This is a genomic window from Streptosporangium sp. G11, assembly GCF_051192615.1.
GTDB lineage: Bacteria > Actinomycetota > Actinomycetes > Streptosporangiales > Streptosporangiaceae > Streptosporangium.
The window spans coordinates 21489-44588 of sequence record NZ_JBPJUQ010000038.1 but is presented as its reverse complement, the minus strand read 5'-3'; the positions used below and the strand labels follow the sequence as shown (position 1 = coordinate 44588).

Here is a 23100-nt window from a genome sequence, read left to right as displayed (position 1 = left end):
CCGAGTCGCCCGCCGGGCCGCCCGCCGGGCCGCCCGCGGGGGCGCGCCGGGGCCCCCTGAGGCCGCGCATGACGAGGGCCCGTGAGGATCATCCTCACGGGCCCTCGTCATGCGCGGGCATCCCGCCCGGCGGGATGCCCGGCGGGCCGAGCCCCCGCTCAGCCCCTGCTCAGACCTTCGCCGCGGCCTTGGCCTCCGCCTTGGCGAGGGCGCCGTCCACCGCCTCGGCGAAGTCGGCGAGCACCGGGTTCTCGAACAGCACCCGGATCGGCACGTTCACCGCGAACCTCTCCCGCACGTGGGTGATCACCTGCGCGGCCACCAGGGAGTGACCGCCGATCTCCAGGAAGTCGTCCTCGCGGGCGATCCGCTTGAGCTTCAGCACCTCGGCCCAGATCCCGGCGATCGTCTGCTCCGTCGGGGTCTGCGGCGCGTCGAAGTCGTCGTCACCGCCGTCCCCGCCACCGTCCAGGCCGGGCTCCGGCAGCGCCTGGCGGTCCACCTTGCCCGAGGAGGTCAGCGGCATCGCGTCCAGCGTCACGTACGAGGAGGGCAGCATGTACGCGGGCAGCGAGCCCTGCAGGAACCGGTGCAGCTCGCCGGTCAGGCCGCTGCGCTCGGCGATGATCCTGGAGGCGTCGTCGAGCACGACGTAGGCGACGAGCCGGTCGTCGCGCACGCTGACCACCGCCTCGCGCACCCCCGGGTAACGGGTGATCGCGGCCTCGATCTCGGCCAGCTCCACCCGGAAACCGCGGATCTTCACCTGGTGGTCCACCCGGCCCACGTACTGCAGGCGGCCGTCGGGCAGGTAGCGGACCAGGTCGCCGGTCCGGTAGAGGCGTGCGCCGGGAGGGCCGTACGGGTCGGGCATGAACGACTGCGCGGTCAGGCCGGGCTTGCCCCGGTAGCCGTGGGCCAGGCCGGTGCCGCCGACGTACAGCTCGCCGGGCACGCCCGCGGGGAGCGGGTTGAGCCAGCGGTCCATCACGTAGGTCCTGAAGTTGGCCAGCGGCCGGCCGATCGGCGGCGCGTACGCGGCGGCGGGGTCACAGGCCCCCATCGTGGCGCACACGGTCGTCTCCGTCGGCCCGTAGGCGTTGACGAAGACACGGCCAGGACCCCAGGTCCGCACCAGCCCGGTCGGGCACTGCTCGCCCGCGACGACCATGAGCCTGACCGTGTCCAGCTCGTCGCCCCTGAGCGTGCTGAGGAACGTCGGCGGGAAGGTGGCCGCGGTCACCCCCTGGTCGCGGATGGCCTTGGCCGTCTCCTGCGGGGTCATGGCCGACGGGTCCAGCACGCACAGCGCCGACCCGTTCAGCAGCGCCATCGTGATCTCCCAGATCGAGGCGTCGAAGCTGAGCGAGGCGAACAGCGCCACCCGGTCGTCGGGCGCCAGGGAGAACTCCCGCGACAGGGTGGAGGCGAGGTTGCTCACGCCGCGGTGCGGCACCTCCACCCCCTTGGGCTGCCCGGTCGAGCCCGAGGTGTAGATGAGGTAGGCGGGCGCGTCGGGCGCGGGCGTCAGGCCGGGGCTCGTGCCCGGCTCCTCCGCCTCGATCGTGCGCCACTCGGCGTCCAGCTCGATCGTGCGCACCCGGTCGTCACGCACCCGGCCGGAGTGCTCGGCCCCGGTGAGGACGAGCCGGGTGCCGCTGTCGTCGAGGATGTAGCCCAGCCGGTCGGGCGGCAGCGCCGGATCCAGCGGCAGGTAGACGCCGCCGGACTTCACGATGCCGAGGAAGGCGACGAGCGCCTCGGCCGAGCGGCCGGTCATCGAGCCGACGACGTGGCCGGGCCGCACCCCGTCGCGGATCAGCCGGTGGGCCACCCGGTTGGCGCGCTCGTCCAGCTCCCGGTAGGTCAGCCGCCGCTCGCCGGCGAGGACCGCGAGCGCGTCCGGGGCGGCGGCGGCGCGCGCCTCGAACAGGGCGCCGACGCCGGCCCCCTCGTCGAACGGGGTCTCGGTGCGGTTCCACTCCTCGACCACCAGCCGCAACTGCTCGGCGTCCAGCAGGGACAGCGACGAGATGGGCCGCCCGGGGTCGCGCACGGCGTCGGACAGCAGGGTGACGTACTGCTCGGCCCTGGTGCGGGCGCCCGGCTCGTCGAACAGGTCGAGCCCGTAGCGCATCTCCCCGTCGAGCGAGCCCGGCACCAGGACCAGCGCCAGGTCCGAGGCCAGCGGGAAACGGCCGGCCGTTAGCTCCGAGGTCCGTACGCCCGGCAGCCGCAGCGCGCTCCAGGCCGGGGCCACCTGGTCGAACTCCGCCTGGTAGAGCGGCTGCACGCCGCTGGAGACGTCCAGCTCCAGCTCCTCGGCCAGCCGGTGCGCCGGGTAGGAGCCGTGCGCGGCCGCCTCGTCCAGCGCGTCGCGCACCTGGGCGACGACGGCGGCGAACGAGGGATCGCCCCCGCAGCCGATCCGGATCGGGAACGCGGGAGCCCGCCCCCTGTCCGGCACGGGGACGCCGACCACGACCTCGTCCTGTCCCGACCAGCGGCACAGCGCGACCGCCCACGCGGCCAGCGTGACGGCCCCGGTGTCGGAGCCCGCCTCCCGCGCGGTCTCGTCCTGGCCCGACCAGCGGGACAGCGCCATCGCCCGCGCCGCCCGGGTGACGCTTTCCGCGCCGGCCTCGCGTGCGACGGCCTCGACCCGCGCGGCCGTCTCCGGCGGAACGGTGAAGGTCACCCGGGCACCCGTGAAGCCGGGTACGGCGGGACGGCCCCGGTCGGCGGGCAGGTCCAGGGCGGGGGGCGTGCCGTCGAGCCGGTCACGCCAGTAGGCGAGGTCGGCGGCCTCCCCGCCGCCGTCGCCGTTGTCGCCGCCGCCGACGTCAGTGGCGGGAGCGTGTGCCGGGCGGTGGTCGCCCGAGGAGCCGTTCGAGGGGTTGTGCCCGTTGGGGGAGCCGTTCGGAGAGACGGCGCGCTGGATGCCCGACGCCTCCTCGTACGCCCGGGAGATCTCCTCGGCGAGGCCCGCCAGGACGCGCTCGTCGGCCACGAGCCGGTGCGCCGTCACGACGAGCGCGTGGTCGTCGTCGGCCATCCGCGCCAGGGCGATCCGGACCGGCGGGCCGGTTTCGAGGTCGAGGCCCCGGTTGACCTGCTCGGAGACGAGCCGTGCCAGCGCCTCCTCGCGGCGGCTCGCGTCGTGCCTGCTCAGTTCCACCGGCGGGGGGACGGTGACGGGCCGGGGCTCGGCCCCGGAGCCGCCGGGCGACGCCGGCCGTAGGTCCTCGCGCGCTTCCAGCACGTGTTCCAGCGCGGCGGTCAGGGCCTTCTCGTCCAAAGGCCCGCGCAGCCGCGCCGCGAGCGTGACCTGGTCGGTGTGGTCACCGGCGGGTTTTGCCCGGTAGGACCTCCACCCGCTCTCCTGGATCGGCGACAGCGCAGTCTTACTGTCCGGCATGGGGTGCTCCAATCAGTGCCCGGCGTGGTCGAGTTCGAGGTGGACGGGGACGCGGTCGACGCCCCACATGAGGTTCGAGCGCAGCCGCTTGACCGGTCCGGTGAGCTCCATGCGGGCCACGCGGCCGGTCAGCTCCTCCAGCAGCACGCGCAGCTCGAACCTGGCCAGCGCCGCGCCGATGCACAGGTGCTTGCCGAGGCCGAACGTGAGGTGCCTGTTGGGGGTGCGCCCGACGTCGAAGCGGCGCGCGTCGGGAAAGGCGTCCTCGTCGCGGTTGACGGCCGGGTGCCACACGCTGACCCGCTCACCGGCCCGGATGGTCTGGTCTCCGATCTTCGTGTCGCGCAGCGCGGTGCGCATGACGTTGAGGCTCGGGGCGGTCCAGCGCAGCACCTCCTCCACGGCGGTCGGGATGAGCGAGGGGTCCTCGCGCAGCCGCCTCCACTCGCCGGGGTTCTCCACCAGGGCGATGACGGCCCCCGCCGAGGCGTGCCGGGTCGTCTCGTTGCCGCCGGTGATGAGGCCGTTGATGTTGAGCAGGATCTCCTCGTCGGTGAGGGGCGTCCCGTCGATCCGGCCGCGGATCAGCACGCTGATCACGTCGTCACCGAGGTCGTCGCGCCGCTCGGCCAGCAGATCGGCGTAGTAGGCGAAGATGTTGGCGTTCGCCTCGGCCTTCTCCGCGTCGGAGATGACGTCGTCGGAGGTGGCGGAGCCGAACGCGGTGCGCGTCCACTGGATCATCAGGTCCCAGTCGGCGCGGGGCACGCCCAGCAACTCGCAGATGACCGACAGCGGGAGCCTGCCCGCCACCGTGTCGACGAAGTCGAAGGAGTCCTTCTGGGCGTTCTCCTCCAGCATCCCGCCCACCGTCTCGCGCATCGCGCCCTCCAGGCGGCGGACCACCCGGGGCGTGAGCGCGGGGTTCATCACGTCGCGCAGCTGGCTGTGGCGGCCGTCGGTGACGATGAGCATCTTGCCCGCGGCGGCGCGGGCGGCGGACTCGGTCTGCCCGACCTGCATGCCCCGCTCGGAGGTGAAATTCGTCTTGTCGAGATAGACGGCGACGCCGTCCGCGTATTTGGTGAAAGCCCAGAAGCTCGGCCCCTCGGACCTCTTGTTCCAGAACATCGGCCGGTGCTCCTGCAGGTAATGCAGGACGCCGAGACCGGAGTCGGGGGCCGTGTAGATGTCCGGATCGGCCAGATCCAGATCGTTCAGATTCACGGTCGTGTCCACTGTCATGGGGAATTCCTCCGCGCGTACACGTCGAAGATGTCGGTGTCCTTCAGCAGGGGGTCCTGGCCGATGTCGACCTGGAATCCACGACCGGTGAGATCGTCGCGCACGGACGCGAGCCTGCCGTCGATGTCGTGGACCTGCATGACGATTTGGTCGACCGCCTCCCAGTCGCCGGGAGCGATTCCGTCCAGGACATCACATTCGGCTTTCTCGACGTTGATTTTCAACAGTCCTATGCGATCCACGCCCTCGGTGGCCATCACCTCGGAGATCGTCCGCACCTGGCACTCCTGCTTTTCCGTGACGTGTCTTCCCTCGGCCATGTCGGTCACGTCCTCGGGGGCGAAACCGCTGTTGGCCAGGAACGTTCTGGTCACCTCGGCGTCGTGGTCGACGTCGGTGTACATCCCCGACATCGCGGTGGTCTCCGGGTAGACGGTGAGAACCGCCGTACCCGGGGTATGGGAGAGCGCGCAGTCGAACGCCTTGGCGTTCAGGCCGTGGGCGGCCAGATTCGCGCACAGCGCGTCGTAAAGCGGCCTGGCGGGCTCGAACGCGAGAATCCGCGTGCCCGGACATTCCCAATGAAACGCCAGGGCGGCGATTCCGATGTTAGCGCCCACGTCGAACACCGTCATTCCCGGTTCAAGGCGCACGTCATGCCTGAAGTAGCTTCTGTCGCCCACGATACTGCGATACTGCAGGCTGGTCTCGGCGGGATTGAGCTGGAATACCACATGACCGTCGGGGAGTGTCATCTGGCGTACTCGCTGATTGTTTTCCAGTGTGCCTCTCGGGTGATTTCGCATATCATCACCCTTAACAAAAACCTTATTACAGTCAACCAGAGGTGAAACCCGACAAGGACGGAACGATCTTATGGACACTCAGAGAACGGAAGTCAGGGCGCCGGGGGAAAAGCCGCCCTCTCTCTGGCGAAACCCCGACTTCAACCGGCTCTGGGCCGGTCAGTCGATCTCGGTCCTCGGCTCCGAGCTGACCACCCTGGCACTCCCGCTGACCGCGATCCTCATGCTGCAGGCCAGCTCCTTCGAGGTCGGCCTGCTCAACACCATGCGCACGATCGCCGCGCTCCTGCTGACACTGATCGCCGGCGTGCTCATCGACCGCTACCGCCGCAGGCCCCTGATGGTCGGCTCCGACATCGGGCGTGCCGTGGTCGTGGCCCTCATCCCCATCGCGGCCTTCGTCGGCTTCATGGACATGTGGGTGCTCTACGTGGTCGCTGTCGTGGTCGGCGGCCTCTCGGTGGTCTTCGAGATCGCCTATGCCGCCTACATGCCCACCCTGCTGAGCGAGGAGCAGCTGGTCGACGGCAACAGCCGGATGGCGGCGACCGAGTCGGTGGGCGCCATCGCGGGCTCCAGCGCCGGAGGCGTGCTCATCGACCTGTTCCGGCCGGCGTACGTGATGCTGGGAGACGCGATCTCCTTCCTCGTCTCCGCCTTCGCCCTGTCGCGCATCCGCCACGTCGAGCCGCCCGTCGAGCGCCAGAGCAGCCAGGGCCGGGGCGCCGTCGCGGCGATGCTCCACGACATCAAGCACGGCCTGAAGGTCACCTACCGCAACGACTACGCCAGGCCGCTGATCCTCAACTCCGCCGGGGCGAACTTCGGGTCGATGATGATCCTGACCCTGTTCATCCTGTACGCGGCCAAGGAACTCGGCATGTCGGGCACCTGGATCGGCTTCATCTACGCCGTGGGCAGCATCGGCGGCGTCGTCGGCGCCGTCTTCGCGAGCAAGCTGTTCGAGAAGATCGGTTACGGGCGCGGCATCATGACCGCGCTGATCGCCTTCCGGGTGCTGTGCTTCACGCCGTTCGTGGCCGGTCCGCAGTGGCTGCAGATCACCCTGTTCTCGGTGATCTGGTTCGTCACGGTGTTCGGCGTGGTGGCCGGCAACATCGGCCAGCTCACGCTCTTCCAGTACGTGATCCCCAACCACCTGCGGGGCAGGGTCATCGGCGCGAGCCGCGCGGTCTACCTCGGCATCCTGCCGCTGGCCGCGATGCTGGCCGGGGTGCTGGGCGAGCTGATCGGCGTCAAGCCGGCCATCTACGTCGGTGCCGCGTTCCTGCTGCCGTGGATCATCCTGCTGTTCCTGTCGCCGGTGCCGAACCTGCGCAGGCTCGAGGACGCCGAGCTCCTGCAGGACATCCAGGAGCCCGCCGAGGCCGATGGACCCGGCGGGCGCAAGGACGGCAAGGACGCCTGAGGTCAACCGTTCGACCCGTTCGATCTGTTCAGCCGGGGATGCGGGCGGACATGCTCCGCGAGATCTCGTCCAGCAGGGCGGCGGGCGCCTGGAGGTAGCTCCAGTGCCCGCCGTCCAGCACGGTGTAGCGGGCCTCGCCGTAGGACTCCCATCCGGCCATCTGCTCCGGGGGGATCTGCGTGTCGCCCGCCCAGCCGATCGCGGTGATCGGGCACGGCAGCTCCACCGGGTCGGTCTTGTCGAAGCGGCCGTAGGCGGCCACGTCGGCGCGCATGACGTCCGCGGCCATCTCCACCAGCTCGGGCAGCGGCTCCGCCCCGCGCGCCCGCATGAGGTCCGACACCAGCGCGCCCACCTGCTCCTCGTCGAGCTTGAGGATGCTCGGCCACGACGCCCGGTGCGGCGGGACCATCGAGGAGGCGAACAGGTGGCCGGGCAGCGGGCCGCCGCGCTCCATGAGCAGCAGCGTCGCCTCGTAGCCGATGAAGACCGTGCCGCAGTGGCTGATGAAGCCGAACGGCCGGTCCAGGTAGGGCTCCAGCCCTTCCAGCATCTCGGCGGCGACGGCCGCGTAGCTCTCGAACAGCGGCTCGCGCAGCCGGTTCTCCCTGCCGGGCAGCTGCACGGGGCACAGCTCGATCCCGTCCACCTCGGCAGGCCACCCGTGGTACATCGACGCCCCCGACCCCGGGTACGGCAGGCACCACAGCCTGGCCCTCGCCCCGGGGTCGGGGGTGCGCAGCAGCCACGTGGGGCGGCTCTTCCTCCGCTTCCTCTCGGTCATCCCGCTTTTCCTTCCGCCTTGATGTTCCGGATGAGGGTCTCGGGGGTCGGCGCCCGCAGAAAGTCGCGCAACCGGATCCGCACGCCGTAGCGGCTTCCGATCCGGTCGACGAGGCGGGTGGCCGACAGGGAGTCGCCGCCGGAGCGGATGAAGTGGTCGCCCAGCGCGCCGCGCGCCCCGAGCTCCTGCTCCCACAGCTCCAGCACGCCGGCGGTGACCGGGTCGGCGCTCTCCCCGCGCTCACCGCCTCCGGGGGGAGTGGGCCTCACGCCGTCGCCTCCCGGGGGAGCGGGCCTCGTGCCGCCGGCTCCCGGGGGAGCGGGCCTCGTGCCGTCGGCTCCCGGGTGATCGCCCCAGGACGGCGCGGGCAGCGCGCGGCGGTCCACCTTGTTGCTGGAGTTCAGCGGCAGCCGCTCCATCGAGGTCCAGGCGGTCGGCACCATCGGACCGGGCAGCCGGGCCGCGGCGAAGGCGCGCAGCTCCCCGGCCGCCCGGGGCCCGCGCGTGGCACCGCCCTCGGTGCCGTTCGCGGTGCCGCCGGTGGTGCCGCTCATGACACCGCCCTCGGTGCCGTCCGCGATGGTGCCCGCGGCGTTCGCGGCACCGTCCGCGGCGCTGTCCGCGGCACCGCCCAGGGCACCGCCCAGGGCACCGTCCGCGGCACCGTTCGCGGTGCCGTCGGGGGTGACGGCGTAGACGACGTAGGCGCACAGTCTCAGGTCGCCGCCGGGACCGGGCACACCCGTCACGACGCACTCGCGCACCGCGGGGTGTCCGAGCAGCACGGCCTCCACCTCCGCCGGCTCCACCCGGTGGCCACGGATCTTGACCTGCTGGTCGACGCGGCCGTGGTGCTCCAGCCGCCCGTCCGGCCGCTCCCGTACGAGGTCGCCGGTCCGGTAGACGCGGCCGCCCCCGCCCGAGGGGTCGGGCAGGAAGCGTTCCGCGGTGCGGGCCGGTTCGCCCAGGTAGCCCCGGGCCAGCTCGGGCCCGGACACGAACAGCTCGCCGACCTCGCCCGCCGCGACCGGCTCCAGGCCGGAGGTCAGGACGGGGACGCCGACGCCGGGCCAGGCGCGCCCGATGGGGGGCCGGACGCGCCTGGCGGCCTCGTCGGCCGTGGCCGAGGTGCAGCGGTCCTCCAGCGGGACCAGGCAGCTCGTCACCCCGTTGGCCTCGGCGGAGCCGTACTCCACCGCGACCTCGAACGGCAGGCCGGGCGAGGGCCACACGCGTACCGCGTCGCTGCCGACCGTCATGAGCCGCAGCGCCGTCTCCCCGGGCCACGGCAGGCCGTACAGCAGCTCGGCGAGCGGCATGTTCACGTACGCGCGGGTGATCCCCGAGGCGACCATCCAGTCACGCAGTTCCGGTGGCGCGCCCGCGGTCGCCGCGTCGGCGACGTGCACGCTCGCGCCGGAGCAGAGGTACGGCCACAGCTCCACCACCGAGACCGACGAGGCCGGGGGAGCCAGCCAGCTGGAGCGGTCGGCGGGGGTGATGCGGTACGCCTCGGTGTGAGTGGCGACCCGGTGGGCGATCGCCCGGTGGGTCACCCCGACGAGCTTGGGCCGCCCCGTCGACCCGGAGGTGTGCACCGCGTACGCGAGCTGGTCCTCGTGCACGGGGATGCCGGGGCTCTCGGCGGAGGGCTCGGCGTCGAGGGGGCCGTCGATCACCACGGGAGCGCCGTCGAGGACCGCGGCGACGCGGTCCTCGGGCCAGCCGGGGTCGAGCAGCACCGCCGCGCCGCCCGCCTTGCAGACGGCGAGCAGCGCGACGAGCAGGTCGGGGGAGCGGTCCAGCCGCAGGGGGACCAGGGTCTCGGGGCCGACGCCGCGTCGCAGGAGCGACCGGGCGAGGCCGTTGGCACGGGCGTCGAGGTCTTGATATGTGAACAGGACGGCCCCGGAAACCAGGGCCGTCCTGTCGGGTGCCTCGGACGCCTTTCTCTCGAACAATGTGTGGACGGTGTCCACCTGTCCTCCGTTCCTCACCCGGCCTTGGCGTCGGGGATCCCGCGAGCGGGGATCTGGCCGGTGGCGACCTGGTTGAGGATGAGCCTCGCCCACTCCTCCACGCTGCGGTTCATCCGGCGCGCCGCGTCACGCCACGACTGCTCCTGGTCGACCGGTACGTCGATGTGGATGACGGCCTTCTCCTTGGCGGCCTCCGCTTCCCGGCCCGAGGCGGACAGGGCGGCGGTGCGGTGTGCCTTTATCTGACTGCGCAGACGGTTTCTGGACCAGCTGAAGCGTTCGGCGCGGTCGAGCCAGAGCATCTGCTCGTGCTCGGGAAGCGCGGCCACTTCGGCGTGGTGCTGAAGGCTGAGCTTGTCTCGCCGGCGGGATACCGGGAATCGCCGCGCGACCCAGGCGTAATTGCGCAGGGTTTGGATATCCAGAGAGCTCTCTTCGACCGCTCTCTTGTAACGGTCGGTGTATTCGGTTTCGCCGTAGACCAGCCAGTCGCCGAGCCACCAGGCGGAGGAGTCGGCGATCAGGGAGATCTGGTGGCCGATCCGCCGCCAGGTGTCGAAGGGGAGGCTCGACGGGAGCTGGAGCCCGGTTCGCCGCGGCTTGGCGGAGGCGTCCAGGGCCAGTTTGGAGCCCGGGGACGGGGTGCGCCGGGGGGCCGGGACGGGGGGCCTCTCATCACTGGAGGGCGGGGCTTGGCGGTTCGCCTCTCGGTTGGGGGAGAGCACCTGCATGCGACTGTTCCTCCGGATTTCTATGCACTTGGAGTGAGTCAGGCTCATCCCTTACCCGTCGTTTCCGGAAGCGCACTTTCGATCATGAGTAATTTTCGTCTGGCCGTCCTGATGTACAACGGAAAGAGGGGATCGGGCCGTTGACCAGCTGAGTCTTCAATCAGCTTGGCAATTTTTTTTGCTCTGTGATATACGCGCCGGTTCGGAATTCAACCTCTCGGAAATGGAATTGATCCATGACGTATACAAGATTTCGGTCCGCGAATACGGGCACGCTCCGTCGTTCCCTGATCGCGTACGGTCTCGCCGTCGTGCTGCCCTCCGTGCTCGCGCTGCTGATGCTGACGCTCGACCCGGGGACGGCCACCGGCCCCGTCCCCGTGCCCTCGGTGGAGCCGGGACGGGAGGAGAGGGTGCCGGCCACGCCCCTGCTGCTGCTGTCCATCACCGTGGTCGTCGCGCTGGCCCATCTGGGCGGGGCCGTCTTCCGGAGACTGGGCCAGCCCCGGGTGATCGGGGAGATGGCCGCGGGCATCGTGCTCGGCCCCTCCCTGCTGGGTGCCGTGTGGCCGGAGGTCTACCGCGCGCTGTTCCCCAGCGCCGTCATGCCGTACCTGAACCTGCTGGCCCAGTTCGGGCTGGCCTTCTTCATGTTCCTGGTCGGGCTGGAACTCCGCGGCGACCTGCTGCGCGGGCGGGGCCGTGTCGCGGTGCTCTGCGGCCAGGCGAGCGTGGCGATCCCGTTCGTGCTCGGGGTCGCGCTGGCCCTGCTGATCTACACGCCGCTGGCGACCGCGCCCGTCGAGTTCCCGGTCTTCGCGCTGTTCATCGGCGCCGCGCTGAGCGTCACCGCGTTTCCCGTACTGGCCAGGATCTTGCTGGAACGCGGCCTCTTCCACACCCCGACCGGGGCGCTGACCGTCACCTGCGCCGCCATCGCCGACGTGACCGCGTGGCTGCTGCTGGCCGTGGCGGTCACCATGGCCAAGGGCTCCTCGCCCGCCGAGGCGCTGCGCACGCTCGGCCTGACCGTCGCCTTCGCCGCCGTCATGGTCTGGGTGGTACGGCCGCTGCTGACCCGGCTGCTGCGCCGGGGGCTCTCCCAGGAGGCGACCCTGCCCATCGTCATCGTGGGCCTGCTCGTCTCCGGGCTGCTGACCGAGCTGATCGGCATCCACCTCATCTTCGGCGCGTTCCTGTTCGGCGCCCTGTTCCCGCGTGACGGCGACGTGCGGCTGCGGCGGGTGCGCGAGCGCACCCAGGACTTCACCACCTCCTTCCTGCTGCCGCCCTTCTTCGCCTTCGTCGGGCTCAACACCCAGATCGGGCTGCTCAGCCAGGACCTGACCATGTGGAGCTGGTGCCTGCTGATCCTCGTCGTCGCCGTGGTGGGCAAGGTCGGCGGCGTGCTGGTCATCGCCAGGCCGATGGGCGTGCCGGGAGGGGAGGCCATGCGGCTCGGGGTGCTGATGAACTGCCGGGGGGTGACCGAGCTGGTGATCCTGAGCATCGGCCTCAGCCTCGGCATCATCACCCAGGTGCTGTTCACGATGCTGGTGATCGTCGCCCTGGTCTCCACGGCCGCGACCGCGCCCCTGCTGGGGCTGCTGGACCGGTGGGACGCGCGGCGCGACGGGGAGGCGCGGGACGGGAGGCCGGGGGAGCCGGGAGAGCCCGAGGGAGCGGGGGCGGTGCGCCGATCCGCCTGAGGACGGTGTCAGGAGGCGCGGGGCAGCGCCCGGGGCTCCGTGCCCAGCTCGCGCAGCTTGGCGCGGACCTCGTCGGGGCTCTCCCCGGCGACGGTGAGCCGGGACGTGGCGAACACCTCGCCGTCGGCGTCGGTGATCGGGACGCCGCTGTAGGGGACCTCGCCGCTGAAGCGGGCGGCGCAGAGGTGGTCGCGCAGCTCGGGCCGCGCGTGCAGGGAGAAGATCGGCAGCTGGGTCGCCATCGCGGCCAGCCGCATGGTGCCCGACACCCGGGGGTTGATCTCCAGCAGGTGCACCTCGCCGGTCCCGGTCAGCAGGAACTCCACCTCCAGGTAGCCGTGCGCCTCGGCCAGGTCGGCCAGCCGCTTGCCGACGGCCCGCAGCTTGCGCTCCCACGTGCCGCCGAGCGCCGGGCTGGGGCACAGCCGCAGCCGCTGCCACGGCGGGACCAGGTCCGGCGAGGTCGCCCCCTTCCACACCGGCGGGAACGTCGCCGTGCCGTGCTCGTCGCGGTAGATCAGCACCGAGTACTCGACCCCGTCGACGTACAGCTCGCCCAGCTCGTTGGGGGCCAGGTGGCACTCGTCCGCGCGGGCCAGCCGGGTGCCGACGCTCTGCGTGCCGTGCCGGTCCTTGATGACCACGGGGGTGTCGGGGTCCGCCTCGGGCATCGGCTCGCCGGCCCGCGCCCACGGCGGGGAGACCAGGCGGTAGCGGTCGAAGAACTCCTTCATCAGGATCTTGTCGCTGCCCAGCGAGGCGCACAGCCGCGACTGGCACTCGGCCTGGTGGCCGAGCTCGCGGAGCCGGAAGGCCAGCAGCTGGTCGCGGCCGAGTGTCGTGTGGCTGGAGTGGAAGACCACCGTCGCCCGTGGCGCCCCGCCGATCGCGTCGAGCAGCGGGGCCAGGTCGACGTGGGGGTCCTCGCCGGTGAAGACGGTCCGGTCCCGCGGGCCGAGGTCGACGAAATGGCCGAACCAGCTCTCCAGGCTGGTGGGGGCGACGGCGTGGATGACGGGAGACATTTGTCGGCTCATGTGGATTACTCCGGAATCGACGCTGGAAACAGGAATGACGTTACGCGGTGCGCGCCATCGAGAATGCGTCGTCGAACGCTTTGAGATACGCGCCGACCAGCGGCGAGTTCGCTTCCCAGAGAAAATTCACCGGCAATTTCATCCACCGGGAGAACAATTCCGTGGAACGCGGGAACGGCCGGTCGTTCACCGCCGCCGCCGCCCGTACCGCGGTGGCGACCTGGGGTGACCAGTCCGGCGCGGTGCCCTGGAAGAGCGGGAAGACGTGCAGCGGCCTGGTGGCCGGGGCGCGCACCTTCAGGCCGCGCTCCTGACCGGCCGCCACCAGCCCGTCCCGGCTGAACGGGCACTCCGGCGTCACCTCGACGACACCGTCGTACCACGCTCCCATCGTGACGCCCTCGGCGACGGGGGAGGGGCGCACGCCAGGGAGCTCGCCGAGCCCCGCGGCCAGGGCGGACATGTTGGTCACCCTGCGCTCCACCAGCTCGTCCAGGCGGTCGAGGTGGCTCTGGGCGAGCACGGCGCCCGGCGTGGAGATGCGGAAGTTGCCGCCGAGACCGGTCAGCAGGAACGGCTTGTAGCGGACGGCGTCGATGGTCAGGTCGGTGCGGTGCCGGAAGTTGGTCAGCAGGCAGGCGCGGGCGAAGACGTCCTCGGAGTCGGTGAGGAGCATGCCGCCCATGCCCCCGGAGATCAGCTTCCTGCCGCCCACACTGAAGATCGAGATGTCGCCCATGGAACCCACGGGCCGGGAGCGGAAGGTGGAGCCGTGGGCGTGCGAGCAGTCCTCGACCAGGGCGAGCCCGCGCCGGTCGGCCACCGCGCGCAGGGCGTCCATGTCGCAGCTGTGGCCCCACAGGTGGGTGACGACGATCGCGACCGTACGGGGGGTGACCAGCGCCTCCACGTCCGCCGCGGCCACGTTCCCGCTGGCGTCGCCGGCGTCGCAGAGCACCGGCACCGCGCCCAGCAGGAACAGCGGCGAGGCGGTGCTGAAGAACGTGAGATCCGGGACGATCACCTCGTCGCCGGGCCCGACGCCCAGCGCGAAGTAGGCGGCCAGCAGCCCCGCGGTGCCCGAGGTGAGCGCCAGCGCGTGGGCGCGGCCGTGCCGCTCGGCGAACGACCGCTCCAGCTCGGCCAGCTCGGGACCGTAGTCGTAGTCGAACGTGCGCCCCAGCGTCACCAGCTCGGCGACCCTGGCCGCCACGCCGTCGTCGTAGACCGGCCATTCGAGCGGGTGCGAAGGGCCGGGGGAGAGCGGCCCGTCCTCGGCGCGGTTCCCGAGCTCGACGCCCCGCGTCCCTCGCGCGCCCGTGAACCCGGTCCCCCGCGCGTCCGCGCGGCCGGGTCCCAGCGGGCTCACGCGCCGCCCCCCTTGCGGGCCACGAGCCTGGTCACCGCGTGGGTGTGCGGCTCCTCGTGGCCCTTGTGCGTGTGCGTGGAGTCGGTGTCGGTGGCGCTCAGCACGGTCCACCCGGCGTACCTGGCGAGATACCAGTCGTGGGGCAGCAGGACCGGCATGCGCATCTCGCCGGCGGGAGGCAGGTAGGCGTGGCCGCGGTTGAACATCAGCAGGGCGTTGACCCCTCCCGGCCTGGTCGCGGCCTGGAGCCTGGCGACGACGTCGGCGACCTGCTCCTCGTCCTCCAGCCAGTGCAGGACGCTGCACGCCAGCACCCCGTCGAGCGAGGTGGGCTCCAGCCCGGCGGTGCGCGCGTCGCCCTGCCGCCACTCGATCCCACCGGCGTCGCCCCACGCCCGCGCGCCGTTCTCCAGCGCGGCGGCCGACACGTCCATCGCCAGCACCCGCGCGCCCCGCTGGGCGAGCCGCACCGCGTTGCGCCCCTCGCCGCACCCCACGTCGAGAACGGCGGGCGCGCCCGCGCCGGGCGGAGTGGCGGGCGGGCCGATCTCCTCGGGTGCCGCGGGCAGGGAGAGCGCGTCCCCCAGGGCGTCGGAGATCTGGTCCGGCCTGCGTCCCCACAGGCAGGCGGTCCTGGTGTAGCGGGCGTCGCAACCACCGTCGTCGTAGCCGTTCGGCTGTGTGTTAGGTCCCATTTGGCGGAGGCTAGGCGCGGCCTTGATCACCGTCAACGGGGGTGGACGGCCGCCGGAGGCGCCGCGTGCCGCGGGGCCTGTGCGGGTACGAGCTTCAACTTGTCGCGCCCAGGACCCACCGGGGTGGGGTACTCGCCGGTGATGCAGCCCTCGCACAGTCCCTCGCCCGCGGTGCTCCCGACCGTGTGGCGCATGCCCGCCACCGACAGGTGCGCCAGGCTCGTCGCGCCGATGATCCGGCAGACCTCCTCGACCTCGCGGCCGGTCGCCACCAGCTCGCCGGTGTCGACGATGTCGACCCCGTAGTGGCAGGGCGCGATCAACGCCGGTGCGGCGATGCGCACGTGCACCTCGCTCGCCCCCGACTCGCGCAGCAGCGTGACGATGCGCCGCATGGTGGACCCGCGCACGATCGAGTCGTCGACCACCACGACCCTGGCCCCGTCCACCGGCGAGCCGATGGAGAACTTGCGCCTCAGCTTGCGCTCACGCCGCCGCTGGTCGGGCTCGATGAACGTCCTGCCCACCTGCTCGTCGCGGACCAGCGCCCCGGCCAGCGGAAGCCCGGCCGCCCGCGCGTACCCCCGGGCGGCGGGCACGCCGGAGGCGGGGACGGCCACGACCAGGTCGGCGTCCGCCGGGGACTCCAGTGCCAGCCGCTCGCCGAACGCCACCCGCGTCGCACCGGTCCTGGCGCCGTCGATCCTGGAGTCCTGCCTGGTCAGGTAGAGGTGCTCGAACACGCAGAAGCTGCGCGGGGCGGGGTCGGCCACCCGATGCGTCCCGGTCAGGCGGCCGTCGCGCAGGATCAGCAGCTCGCCCGGCTCCACCTCCCGCTGTTCGGAACAGCCGAGCGCGTCGAGCGTGCAGGTCTCCGAGGCGACGACCGCCCTGCCCTCGGCGAACCCCGCGACCAGGGGGCGCATGCCGTGCGGGTCCCTGAAGGCCACGAGCCGGTCGCCGACGGCGCACACCACCGAGTACGCGCCCCGCAGCACCCGCATGGCCCGCGCGACCGCCGCCACGATCGGGCCGGCGTCGGAGAGGCCGCCGTTCCGGGCGTCCGGGGAGCCGGGGAGGCTCAGGGAGGGGCTCGACGAGCCGAGAGCGGGGGCCGTGCCGGCGAGGAGGGCGAGGATGACCTCGGAGTCGCTGGTCGAGCGGAACCCGTAGCCCTCGCGGCCGAGCCGGGCGCGCAGGTCGGCGGCGTTGGTGAGGTCCCCGTTGTGCGCCAGCGCGATGCGCCGCGCCTCGTGGACGAAGGGCTGGGAGTTCTCCAGCAGCGTGGCGCCCGTGGTCGAGTAACGGGTGTGGGCGACCGCCAGCCTCCCGGCGGGCCAGTCGTCGCGGGCCGAGTCACCGCAGTCCGAGCGCGAGGCGAATCCCAGCGACCGCCGGACCTCCACGCCGCCCGGCCCGGCCACCGCGATGCCCCACGACTCCTGGCCGCGGTGCTGCAGGGTGACGAGCCCGTCGAAGGCCGGCTGCCCGGCGGTCCCGTCGAGAACAGATACGCCGGCTATTCCACACATAGCTCCCCTTCAAAACCCTAACATTTTCCGGAAAGTGCGTTAAATCGCTTCTGCTTGACCATGGCATTGTTTGATTGCAACGTCGTGTCGAATGGCGAATGAAGCAAAGGAGACTCGAATGGCCGAGTCAGTGGAGACCGCCGAGTACACAGTGGTGCGCAATCACGAGGAGCAGTACTCCATATGGTGGGCCGACCGTGACATTCCCGAGGGCTGGCGGAGTGTCGGGCACAGCGGCACCCGCGAGCAGTGCCTGGCCCACATCGAGGAAGTCTGGACGGACATGCGCCCCCTGAGCCTGCGCCGTTGGATGGACGGCGACGGGTCCTGACCCGCAGGCCCGCCGACGAACGGTCCCCCGAGGACGGTCCCCTTAAGGAGGAGCCGATGGACACGATCCAGGAGCACGACGCGCGCCTGGTCGTCGAGGAGTGGAACCGCACCGAGCTGGCCGACGAGCCGGCGACCGTCATCGAACGGTTCGCCGCCCAGGTCGCCAGGTCGCCCGCTGCCACGGCGCTGACGGACGAGGAGGGCACGGCCCTCACCTACGACGAGGTACGCCGCGCCGCCAACCGCCTGGCCGGGCACCTGCTCGGCCTCGGCCTGCGCCGCGAGGACCGCTGCGCCATCTACCAGCGCCGCTCGGCCGGCATGGTCGTGTCCATGTTCGGGACGCTGGCCGCCGGGGGCGCGTACGTGCCGGTCGACGAGGGCAACCCGCCCGAGCGGGTCGAGGCGATCCTGCGCGACGCCGGCACCGCCGTGGTGCTGGCCGACTCCACCACCGAGGCCGAGGTGCCGCCGGGCCCGTGGTGCGTCGTGAACGTCGACGACCACCCGGGGGGCGACGAGAGCGACCCCGGCGTGCCGCTGCACCCGGCCAACCTGGCCTACGTCATGTACACCTCGGGCAGCACGGGGGTGCCCAAGGGCGTCCTCATCGAGCACCGCGCGGTCACCGCGTTCGTCCGGGGCGCCCAGCACCTGTACGGGCTCTCGCCGCGGGACCGCTTCGTGCAGTTCTCCTCGATCGCCTTCGACGTCTCCACCTTCGACGCCTTCGGGGCGCTGCTGTCGGGAGCCGCCCTGCACGTCGCCTCCACCGAGACCCGCACCTCCTCCGAGCGCTTCCGCGACCTGCTGCGCGAGCGCCGCATCTCCGTCTACATGGGCACCCCCGGCGTGCTGAGGCTGCTGGAGCCCGGCGACTTCCCCGACCTGCGGGTCATCGCCGTCGGCGGCGAGAGCTACTCGGGCGAGTTCACCACCCGCTGGGCGGCCGGACGCAGGTTCGTCAACAGCTACGGGCCCACCGAGACCACCGTCGGCGTCATCACCCAGGAGTGCGAGGGAAGCTGGGACGCGTCGCCGCCCATCGGCCGCGCCATGCCCAACCATCGGGCCTACGCGCTGGACGAGTCGATGCGCCCCGTACCGATCGGCACGGTCGGCGAGCTGTACGTCGGCGGCCCCGGCCTCGGGCGCGGCTACCTGGGACGCCCCGGCACGAGCGCGGCCTCCTTCGTCCCCGACCCGTTCGCCACCACGCCCGGCGAGCGGCTCTACCGCACCGGCGACCTGGTGCGCTGGACCCCCGAGGGCGAGCTGGTCTTCGCCGGGCGGGCCGACCGCCAGGTCAAGGTCCGCGGCGTCCGCGTCGAGCTGGAGGAGATCGAGGCGACCCTCTGCAGGCACCCGGACATCGCGCACGCCGTGGTCGAGGCGGAGGCGCGCGACGACGGCGACGCCCGCCTGATCGCCTACGTCGTCTCCACCGCCGAGGAACCGCCCGGCGTGACCGAGCTGCGCGAGACCGCGGCCCGGTGGCTGACGGCCCCCCTGGTGCCCAACGAGTTCGTCCACGTGCCCGAGATCCCGCTCACCCCGACCGGCAAGGTCGACCGCGACGCCCTGGCCGAGGCCAGGGGGCGGCGTACCGGCACCGCGGGTGGCGCCGACAGCGCGGGCAGCGCGGGCAGCGCGGGCAGCGCGGGCAGCACCGAGGACGCCGAGTGGACGCCGACCCGGCGCAGGGTGGCCGAGGAGATCGTGAAACCGCTGCTCGGCGTCGACTCCCTCGGCCCGCACGACCACTTCTTCGAGCTGGGCGGCACCAGCATCCAGGTCATCCAGCTCCTCGGCAGGGTACGCACGATCTTCGGCATCGAGGTGCCGGTCGTCGAGTTCTTCGACCGGCCCACCATCGCCGGGGTCGCCGACGCCGTCGACTCCGAGGTCCGCTCCGACATCAAGGACATCGTCCGCGAGGGCTGGGACGACATCGCCGACCGCTACGCCGCCTTCCAGTCGGAGTTCTCCGACGGCCCCCGCATGACCTGGACCGACCACCTGCTCGGGATGCTGCCCGGGAAGGGCGCGGCCGTGCTGGAGCTGGGGGTCGGCGGCGGCCACGAGTCGTCGCGCCGCCTGGCCGAGGCGCACGACCTCACCGCCGTGGACATCTCCGCCGAGCAGCTCAAGCTCGCCGAGAAGACCCTGCCCGGCGCGACGCTCGTCCAGGCCGACATGGCCGAGGCGGAGTTCCCCGACGCCTCCTTCGACGCGGTCGTGTCCATCTACACCCTCACCCACCTGCCGAGGGAGGAGCTGCCCACCCTGCTGGAGGGCATCACCCGCTGGCTGAAACCGGGCGGACTGCTGCTGGCCACGCTCATGACCGAGGACATCCCCGGCGCGGTGGAGGAGTGGTTCGGCTCGACCATGTTCTTCTCGGGATTCCCCACCGAGGAGAACCTGCGCCTGCTGCGCGAGGCGGGCCTGGTCTCCGAGCGCGACGAGGTCGTGGCGCAGCGGACACCGCTCGGGGAGTCGCGCTTCCTCTGGGTGATCGCGAGAAAGACGGAGGGGCCGTCGTGACCGGCCTGCCCGTCCGCACCGCCCCGCTGTCCTACCTCCAGGAGCAGCTCTGGTTCGTCGAGCAGGACGATCCGGGCAACGGCTCGTACAACGAGCTGAAGGTGCTCGTCCTGGACGGCGCGCTCGACGCCGCCAGGCTCGGGCGGGCGCTGGACCAGGTGGTCGCGCGGCACGACGTGCTGCGCACCACCTTCGTCTACCAGGGCGCGGAACCGGTGCAGGCGGTCTGGGACCGGGGCCCCGTGCTGCGCGAGGCGGCCGTCGGCGGCGAGCAGGCGCTCATGGAGTACGCCCGCGAGGTCGCCGAGGCCCCCTACGACCTGGCCTCGGGGCCGCTGCTGCGCGCCTCGCTCGTCACGCTCGGCGCGGGCAGGCAGGCGCTCGTGCTCGGGGTCCATCACATCATCAGCGACGGGTTCTCGATGAACCTGCTGCTGGACGAGCTGGACGCCGCCTACCGGGGCGAACTTTCCGCCGAGCCGCCCGCCCAGTACGGTGACTTCGCCCGCTGGCAGCGCGAGCAGTTCGCCGGGGGCCGCCTGGCCGCCGACGTCGACCACTGGCGGCGCGAGCTCGACGGCGCGCCCACCGTGCTGGAACTGCCCGCCGACCGGCCCAGGCCGCGCCGCCGGGCCAGCGCGGGCAGGCGCGAGCGCTTCCCGCTCGACCCCGCCCTGACGGGCCCGCTCGGCGAGGTCGCGGAACGGGTCGGCGGCACCGTCTTCACCGTGCTGCTGGCCGCCTTCGCCGCCACCGTCTACCGCTACACGGGGCGTGGCGACATGGTGCTCGGCACCGGCGCCCCCGGCCGTCCCGGGCACGAATTCGACGGCGCGCTCGGCTTCTTCGCCAACATCGTGCCCGTGCGGCTGCGCCCCGCAGGCGAGATGCCCTTCACCGACCTGGCCGACGCGGTCAGCGAGGCCGCCTTCGACGCCTTCGACCACCAGTACGTGCCCTTCGAGAAGCTCGTGGAGTTCCTGCAGCCCGAGCGCGACGCCGGGCACACCCCTCTCGTGCAGGTCGTCTTCACGATGTGGGACGCCGGGGCGGCCGAGCGTTCCATCGGCGGCGTGCCCGCCGCCGAGGTCGAGGTGACGCGCGGCCGGTCCCGCTTCGACGTCGCGGTCGAGGCCGTGCGCCGGGGTGACCGGGTCGACCTCTTCGTCGAGTACGACGACGCCCTCTTCCACGAGGCCACGATCGCCCGCGTGATGCGCCACTACGACCGGGTGCTGCGGGCGGTCGCCGACGACCCCGCCCAGCCCCTGGCGGACATCCCGATGATCACCCCGGAGGAGCGGGCCACCCTCACCCAGGGCGACGTGACCGTGCTCGACCACGACGGCAACGTGCTGCCCGCCGGGGCCGTCGGCCAGCTGGTCCGCCGCCCCGGCGGCGAGAACAGGTCCGGTCCCACCGGCCGCCTGGCCATCCGCAGGCCCGACGGGCGGGTGGTCGAGCGCGGGCGCGAGGACCGGCTGGTCGGCATCGGCCCGTTCCAGGTGCAGCTGGAGGACGTCGAGGAGGTCCTGCGCGCCCATCCCGTCGTACGGGACGCCGCCGTCGTGGCGGTCGAGGGCGGCGCGGGCCGCGAGCTGGTCGCCTACACCGTCGCCGGGCCGCCGCCCGACGCGCTGCGCGCCACCCTCGTCGAGCGGCTGCCGCAGTACATGGTGCCCGCCGTCATCGTGCCGGTGGACCACATCCCGCGCGCCGAGGACGGCCGCGTCGAGACCGGCAGGCTGCCCGACGCGGGCGAGCGCGGCGAGCGGACCGAGCTGCCCGCCCTGGAGGCCGCGCTCTGCGTCATCTGGGCGCGCGTCATGAACCTCGACGAGGTGGAGCCCGACGACGACTTCTTCGCCCTGGGCGGCCACTCGATGCTGGCGGCCCGGCTGGTACGCGAGATCGCCTCCGTGCTGGCCGTGCGCGTACCGCTCATGGCCCTGTTCGAGAACTGCACGCCCGCCGACCTGGCCGACTACATGGCGGCCAAGCACCCCGCGCTGGAGCACACGCTCGGCGACGCGGGCCGCGCCGGTCGCGCGGGCCGTACGGTCCCCATCGGGGAGCCCGGGAAGATCGAGCGGGACGGTGAGGAGCCCGACACCAGCGCGCTGTCCACCGCGCAGCTGCAGATCTGGATCAACGAGCAGCTGGCGGGCGGTGACGCCCGCGACTTCATCGCCGCCGTCACCTACCGGGTGCGCGGCCCGCTCGACGTGGACGCCCTGCGCGGCGCGTTCGACGCGCTGGTCGCGCGGCACGAGAACCTGCGCGCCCGCGTGGCGCTCGTCGGCGACGTGCCGGTGCTGCGCTTCGACCCCGGCGTGCGCGTCGAGCTGCCCGTCGAGGACCTCACCGGCCTGCCGGAGGAGGAACGGGCGCGGGAGGCGGCCCGCCGCACCGCGCGCGACGCCGACGCCGGCTTCGACCTGTCCACCGCGCCGCTCGTACGGGCCGTCCTCTACCGGCTCGGCGAGGACGACCACGTCCTCGCGCTCGTCCAGCACCACCTGGTCACCGACGGCGTGTCCATGGGATTGCTCGTGGGCGAGCTGGGCCGCCTGTACTCCGAGCGGGACGCGGCGCCCGGCGCGCCGCACCTGCGCTTCGCCGACTACGTGGCCTGGGAGCAGGCCTGGCTCGGCGGGCCCGAGGCGGCGGCGTCGGAGCGCTTCTGGCGGGAGCGGCTGCGCGAGGCGCCCGAGCTGACCCTGCCCAGGACGCGCGACGGTCGGCGCGAGAGCCGCGACACCGAGATGATCGCCCACCACCTGCCGCACGCGGAGTCGCGGCGGCTGCTCGCGCTGGCCAGGCAGAGCAGGGCCACGCCCTACATGCTGGTGACGGCCGCGTTCGCGGCGATGTTGGCGCAGTGGAGCGGCCAGGACGACGTGGTGATCGGCACCACCGCCGACAACCGGCCGCTGCCCGGCCTGGAGGGTGTGGTGGGCTGCTTCGTCAACATGGTGGCGCTGCGCGTCGACTGCGGCGGCGATCCCACCTTCGCCGAGCTGACGGGGCGGGTCCGCAGGGCCGTGCTGGAGGCGTACGCCCATCAGAGCACCCCGTTCAACGAGGTGGTGCGGGCACTGAGGATCCACCCGGATCCGCGCAGGATGCCGCTGTTCCAGGTGACGTCCGACTGGGCGGGCGACGGGCCCGCGATCCCGGAGCTGGCCGGGTGCGAGGTCGGGTTCGACTACGTGCACACCCGGGCCAACCGCTACGAGCTGGAGATGTACGCGGGGATGGCGGGGGAGCGGGTCGTGCTGGATCTGGAGTACGCCGTCGAGCTGTGGGACCGCAAGGAGGTCGAGGACCGCCTGGAGCGGGTGGCGGCGCTGCTCACCCGGGCGGTGGTGGAGCCGGAGACCAGGCTCTCGGAGCTGCTCGCCTGACTGGGCGCACATCGTGAGGCGGCCTCCTGGCGGGGAGAGGCCGCCTCACCGAAGCGTGTTCCCGATCCGCCGGACACCT

General features: G+C 72.4%; 15 protein-coding genes. 5 read left to right on the top strand and 10 right to left on the bottom strand.

Features of this window, described 5'->3' with window-relative positions; genetic code table 11:
- Nucleotides 1–169: 169 nt before the first annotated feature.
- From ACSDR0_RS29475 to ACSDR0_RS29465, 3 genes are read right to left on the bottom strand one after another with little or no spacing between them, the layout of a single operon-like run.
- The gene (locus ACSDR0_RS29475) at nt 170–3418 is read right to left on the bottom strand and encodes a non-ribosomal peptide synthetase (RefSeq protein WP_435292162.1); all 3249 of its coding nucleotides are present in this window, start codon (nt 3416–3418) and stop codon (nt 170–172) included.
- Nucleotides 3419–3430: 12 nt separating this feature from the next.
- Entirely contained in the window at nt 3431–4663 is a 1233-nt protein-coding gene (locus ACSDR0_RS29470) for a cytochrome P450 (RefSeq protein WP_435292161.1), read from the bottom strand.
- Nucleotides 4660–5469, bottom strand: coding sequence for an FkbM family methyltransferase (locus ACSDR0_RS29465; RefSeq protein ID WP_435292160.1), 810 nt, complete (start codon nt 5467–5469; stop codon nt 4660–4662). Before ACSDR0_RS29465 ends, ACSDR0_RS29470 begins: the two co-directional genes overlap by 4 nt.
- Nucleotides 5470–5539: 70 nt before the next feature.
- Here ACSDR0_RS29465 and ACSDR0_RS29460 point away from each other — a divergent pair, with 70 nt between their 5' ends.
- Nucleotides 5540–6898, top strand: coding sequence for an MFS transporter (locus ACSDR0_RS29460; RefSeq protein ID WP_435292159.1), 1359 nt, complete (start codon nt 5540–5542; stop codon nt 6896–6898).
- A gap of 28 nt (nt 6899–6926) precedes the next feature.
- Here ACSDR0_RS29460 and ACSDR0_RS29455 read toward each other — a convergent pair whose 3' ends face one another.
- From ACSDR0_RS29455 to ACSDR0_RS29445, 3 genes are read right to left on the bottom strand one after another with little or no spacing between them, the layout of a single operon-like run.
- Entirely contained in the window at nt 6927–7682 is a 756-nt protein-coding gene (locus ACSDR0_RS29455) for a thioesterase II family protein (RefSeq protein WP_435292158.1), read from the bottom strand.
- Entirely contained in the window at nt 7679–9661 is a 1983-nt protein-coding gene (locus ACSDR0_RS29450) for an AMP-binding protein (protein ID WP_435292157.1), read from the bottom strand. Before ACSDR0_RS29450 ends, ACSDR0_RS29455 begins: the two co-directional genes overlap by 4 nt.
- 14 nt (nt 9662–9675) lie before the next feature.
- Nucleotides 9676–10392 (bottom strand): LmbU family transcriptional regulator, encoded by a 717-nt coding sequence (locus ACSDR0_RS29445; RefSeq protein WP_435292156.1) that lies wholly within the window; start codon nt 10390–10392, stop codon nt 9676–9678.
- 236 nt (nt 10393–10628) lie between these two features.
- On the opposite strand from ACSDR0_RS29445, the gene ACSDR0_RS29440 reads away from it, so the two are divergent.
- Entirely contained in the window at nt 10629–12101 is a 1473-nt protein-coding gene (locus ACSDR0_RS29440; protein WP_435292155.1) for a cation:proton antiporter, read from the top strand.
- Nucleotides 12102–12109: 8 nt separating this feature from the next.
- Here the strand turns inward: ACSDR0_RS29440 and ACSDR0_RS29435 are convergent, their stop codons facing one another.
- The 4 genes from ACSDR0_RS29435 to purF are packed head-to-tail and all read right to left on the bottom strand — an operon-like array spanning nt 12110 to nt 16734.
- Nucleotides 12110–13126 carry a hypothetical protein gene (locus ACSDR0_RS29435; RefSeq protein ID WP_435292154.1) on the bottom strand — a complete coding sequence of 339 codons (1017 nt, stop codon included), beginning with the start codon at nt 13124–13126 and terminating at the stop codon, nt 12110–12112.
- Nucleotides 13127–13178: 52 nt separating this feature from the next.
- On the bottom strand, nt 13179–14507 hold the full coding sequence (locus ACSDR0_RS29430) for a DegT/DnrJ/EryC1/StrS family aminotransferase (RefSeq protein ID WP_435292153.1): 1329 nt from the start codon (nt 14505–14507) through the stop codon (nt 13179–13181).
- On the bottom strand, nt 14504–15202 hold the full coding sequence (locus tag ACSDR0_RS29425; RefSeq protein ID WP_435292152.1) for a class I SAM-dependent methyltransferase: 699 nt from the start codon (nt 15200–15202) through the stop codon (nt 14504–14506). The genes ACSDR0_RS29430 and ACSDR0_RS29425 overlap by 4 nt, the downstream gene beginning before the upstream one ends.
- A gap of 32 nt (nt 15203–15234) precedes the next feature.
- Complete coding sequence (gene purF / locus ACSDR0_RS29420) at nt 15235–16734, bottom strand: amidophosphoribosyltransferase (RefSeq protein WP_435292151.1); 1500 nt, start codon at nt 16732–16734, stop codon at nt 15235–15237.
- 118 nt (nt 16735–16852) lie between these two features.
- Here purF and ACSDR0_RS29415 point away from each other — a divergent pair, with 118 nt between their 5' ends.
- Genes ACSDR0_RS29415 through ACSDR0_RS29405 form a run of 3 tightly spaced genes read left to right on the top strand, consistent with a single transcriptional unit; the run spans nt 16853 to nt 23021 of the window.
- Nucleotides 16853–17065 (top strand): MbtH family protein, encoded by a 213-nt coding sequence (locus tag ACSDR0_RS29415; protein ID WP_435292150.1) that lies wholly within the window; start codon nt 16853–16855, stop codon nt 17063–17065.
- A gap of 56 nt (nt 17066–17121) precedes the next feature.
- Nucleotides 17122–19614 (top strand): non-ribosomal peptide synthetase, encoded by a 2493-nt coding sequence (locus ACSDR0_RS29410; protein ID WP_435292149.1) that lies wholly within the window; start codon nt 17122–17124, stop codon nt 19612–19614.
- Nucleotides 19611–23021, top strand: a complete 3411-nt coding sequence (locus ACSDR0_RS29405; RefSeq protein WP_435292148.1) for a condensation domain-containing protein — start codon at nt 19611–19613, stop codon at nt 23019–23021. The genes ACSDR0_RS29410 and ACSDR0_RS29405 overlap by 4 nt, the downstream gene beginning before the upstream one ends.
- Nucleotides 23022–23100 lie beyond the last annotated feature (79 nt).

Excerpts from the sequence above, each read along its gene's own strand:
- ACSDR0_RS29475 (WP_435292162.1), bottom strand. The coding sequence starts at position 3,418 with ATGCCGGACAGTAAGACTGCGCTGTCGCCGATCCAGGAGAGCGGGTGG.
- ACSDR0_RS29470 (WP_435292161.1), bottom strand. The coding sequence starts at position 4,663 with ATGACAGTGGACACGACCGTGAATCTGAACGATCTGGATCTGGCCGAT.
- ACSDR0_RS29465 (WP_435292160.1), bottom strand. The coding sequence starts at position 5,469 with ATGCGAAATCACCCGAGAGGCACACTGGAAAACAATCAGCGAGTACGC.
- ACSDR0_RS29460 (WP_435292159.1), top strand. The coding sequence starts at position 5,540 with ATGGACACTCAGAGAACGGAAGTCAGGGCGCCGGGGGAAAAGCCGCCC.
- ACSDR0_RS29455 (WP_435292158.1), bottom strand. The coding sequence starts at position 7,682 with ATGACCGAGAGGAAGCGGAGGAAGAGCCGCCCCACGTGGCTGCTGCGC.
- ACSDR0_RS29445 (WP_435292156.1), bottom strand. The coding sequence starts at position 10,392 with ATGCAGGTGCTCTCCCCCAACCGAGAGGCGAACCGCCAAGCCCCGCCC.
- ACSDR0_RS29440 (WP_435292155.1), top strand. The coding sequence starts at position 10,629 with ATGACGTATACAAGATTTCGGTCCGCGAATACGGGCACGCTCCGTCGT.
- ACSDR0_RS29435 (WP_435292154.1), bottom strand. The coding sequence starts at position 13,126 with ATGTCTCCCGTCATCCACGCCGTCGCCCCCACCAGCCTGGAGAGCTGG.
- ACSDR0_RS29425 (WP_435292152.1), bottom strand. The coding sequence starts at position 15,202 with ATGGGACCTAACACACAGCCGAACGGCTACGACGACGGTGGTTGCGAC.
- purF (WP_435292151.1), bottom strand. The coding sequence starts at position 16,734 with ATGTGTGGAATAGCCGGCGTATCTGTTCTCGACGGGACCGCCGGGCAG.
- ACSDR0_RS29415 (WP_435292150.1), top strand. The coding sequence starts at position 16,853 with ATGGCCGAGTCAGTGGAGACCGCCGAGTACACAGTGGTGCGCAATCAC.
- ACSDR0_RS29410 (WP_435292149.1), top strand. The coding sequence starts at position 17,122 with ATGGACACGATCCAGGAGCACGACGCGCGCCTGGTCGTCGAGGAGTGG.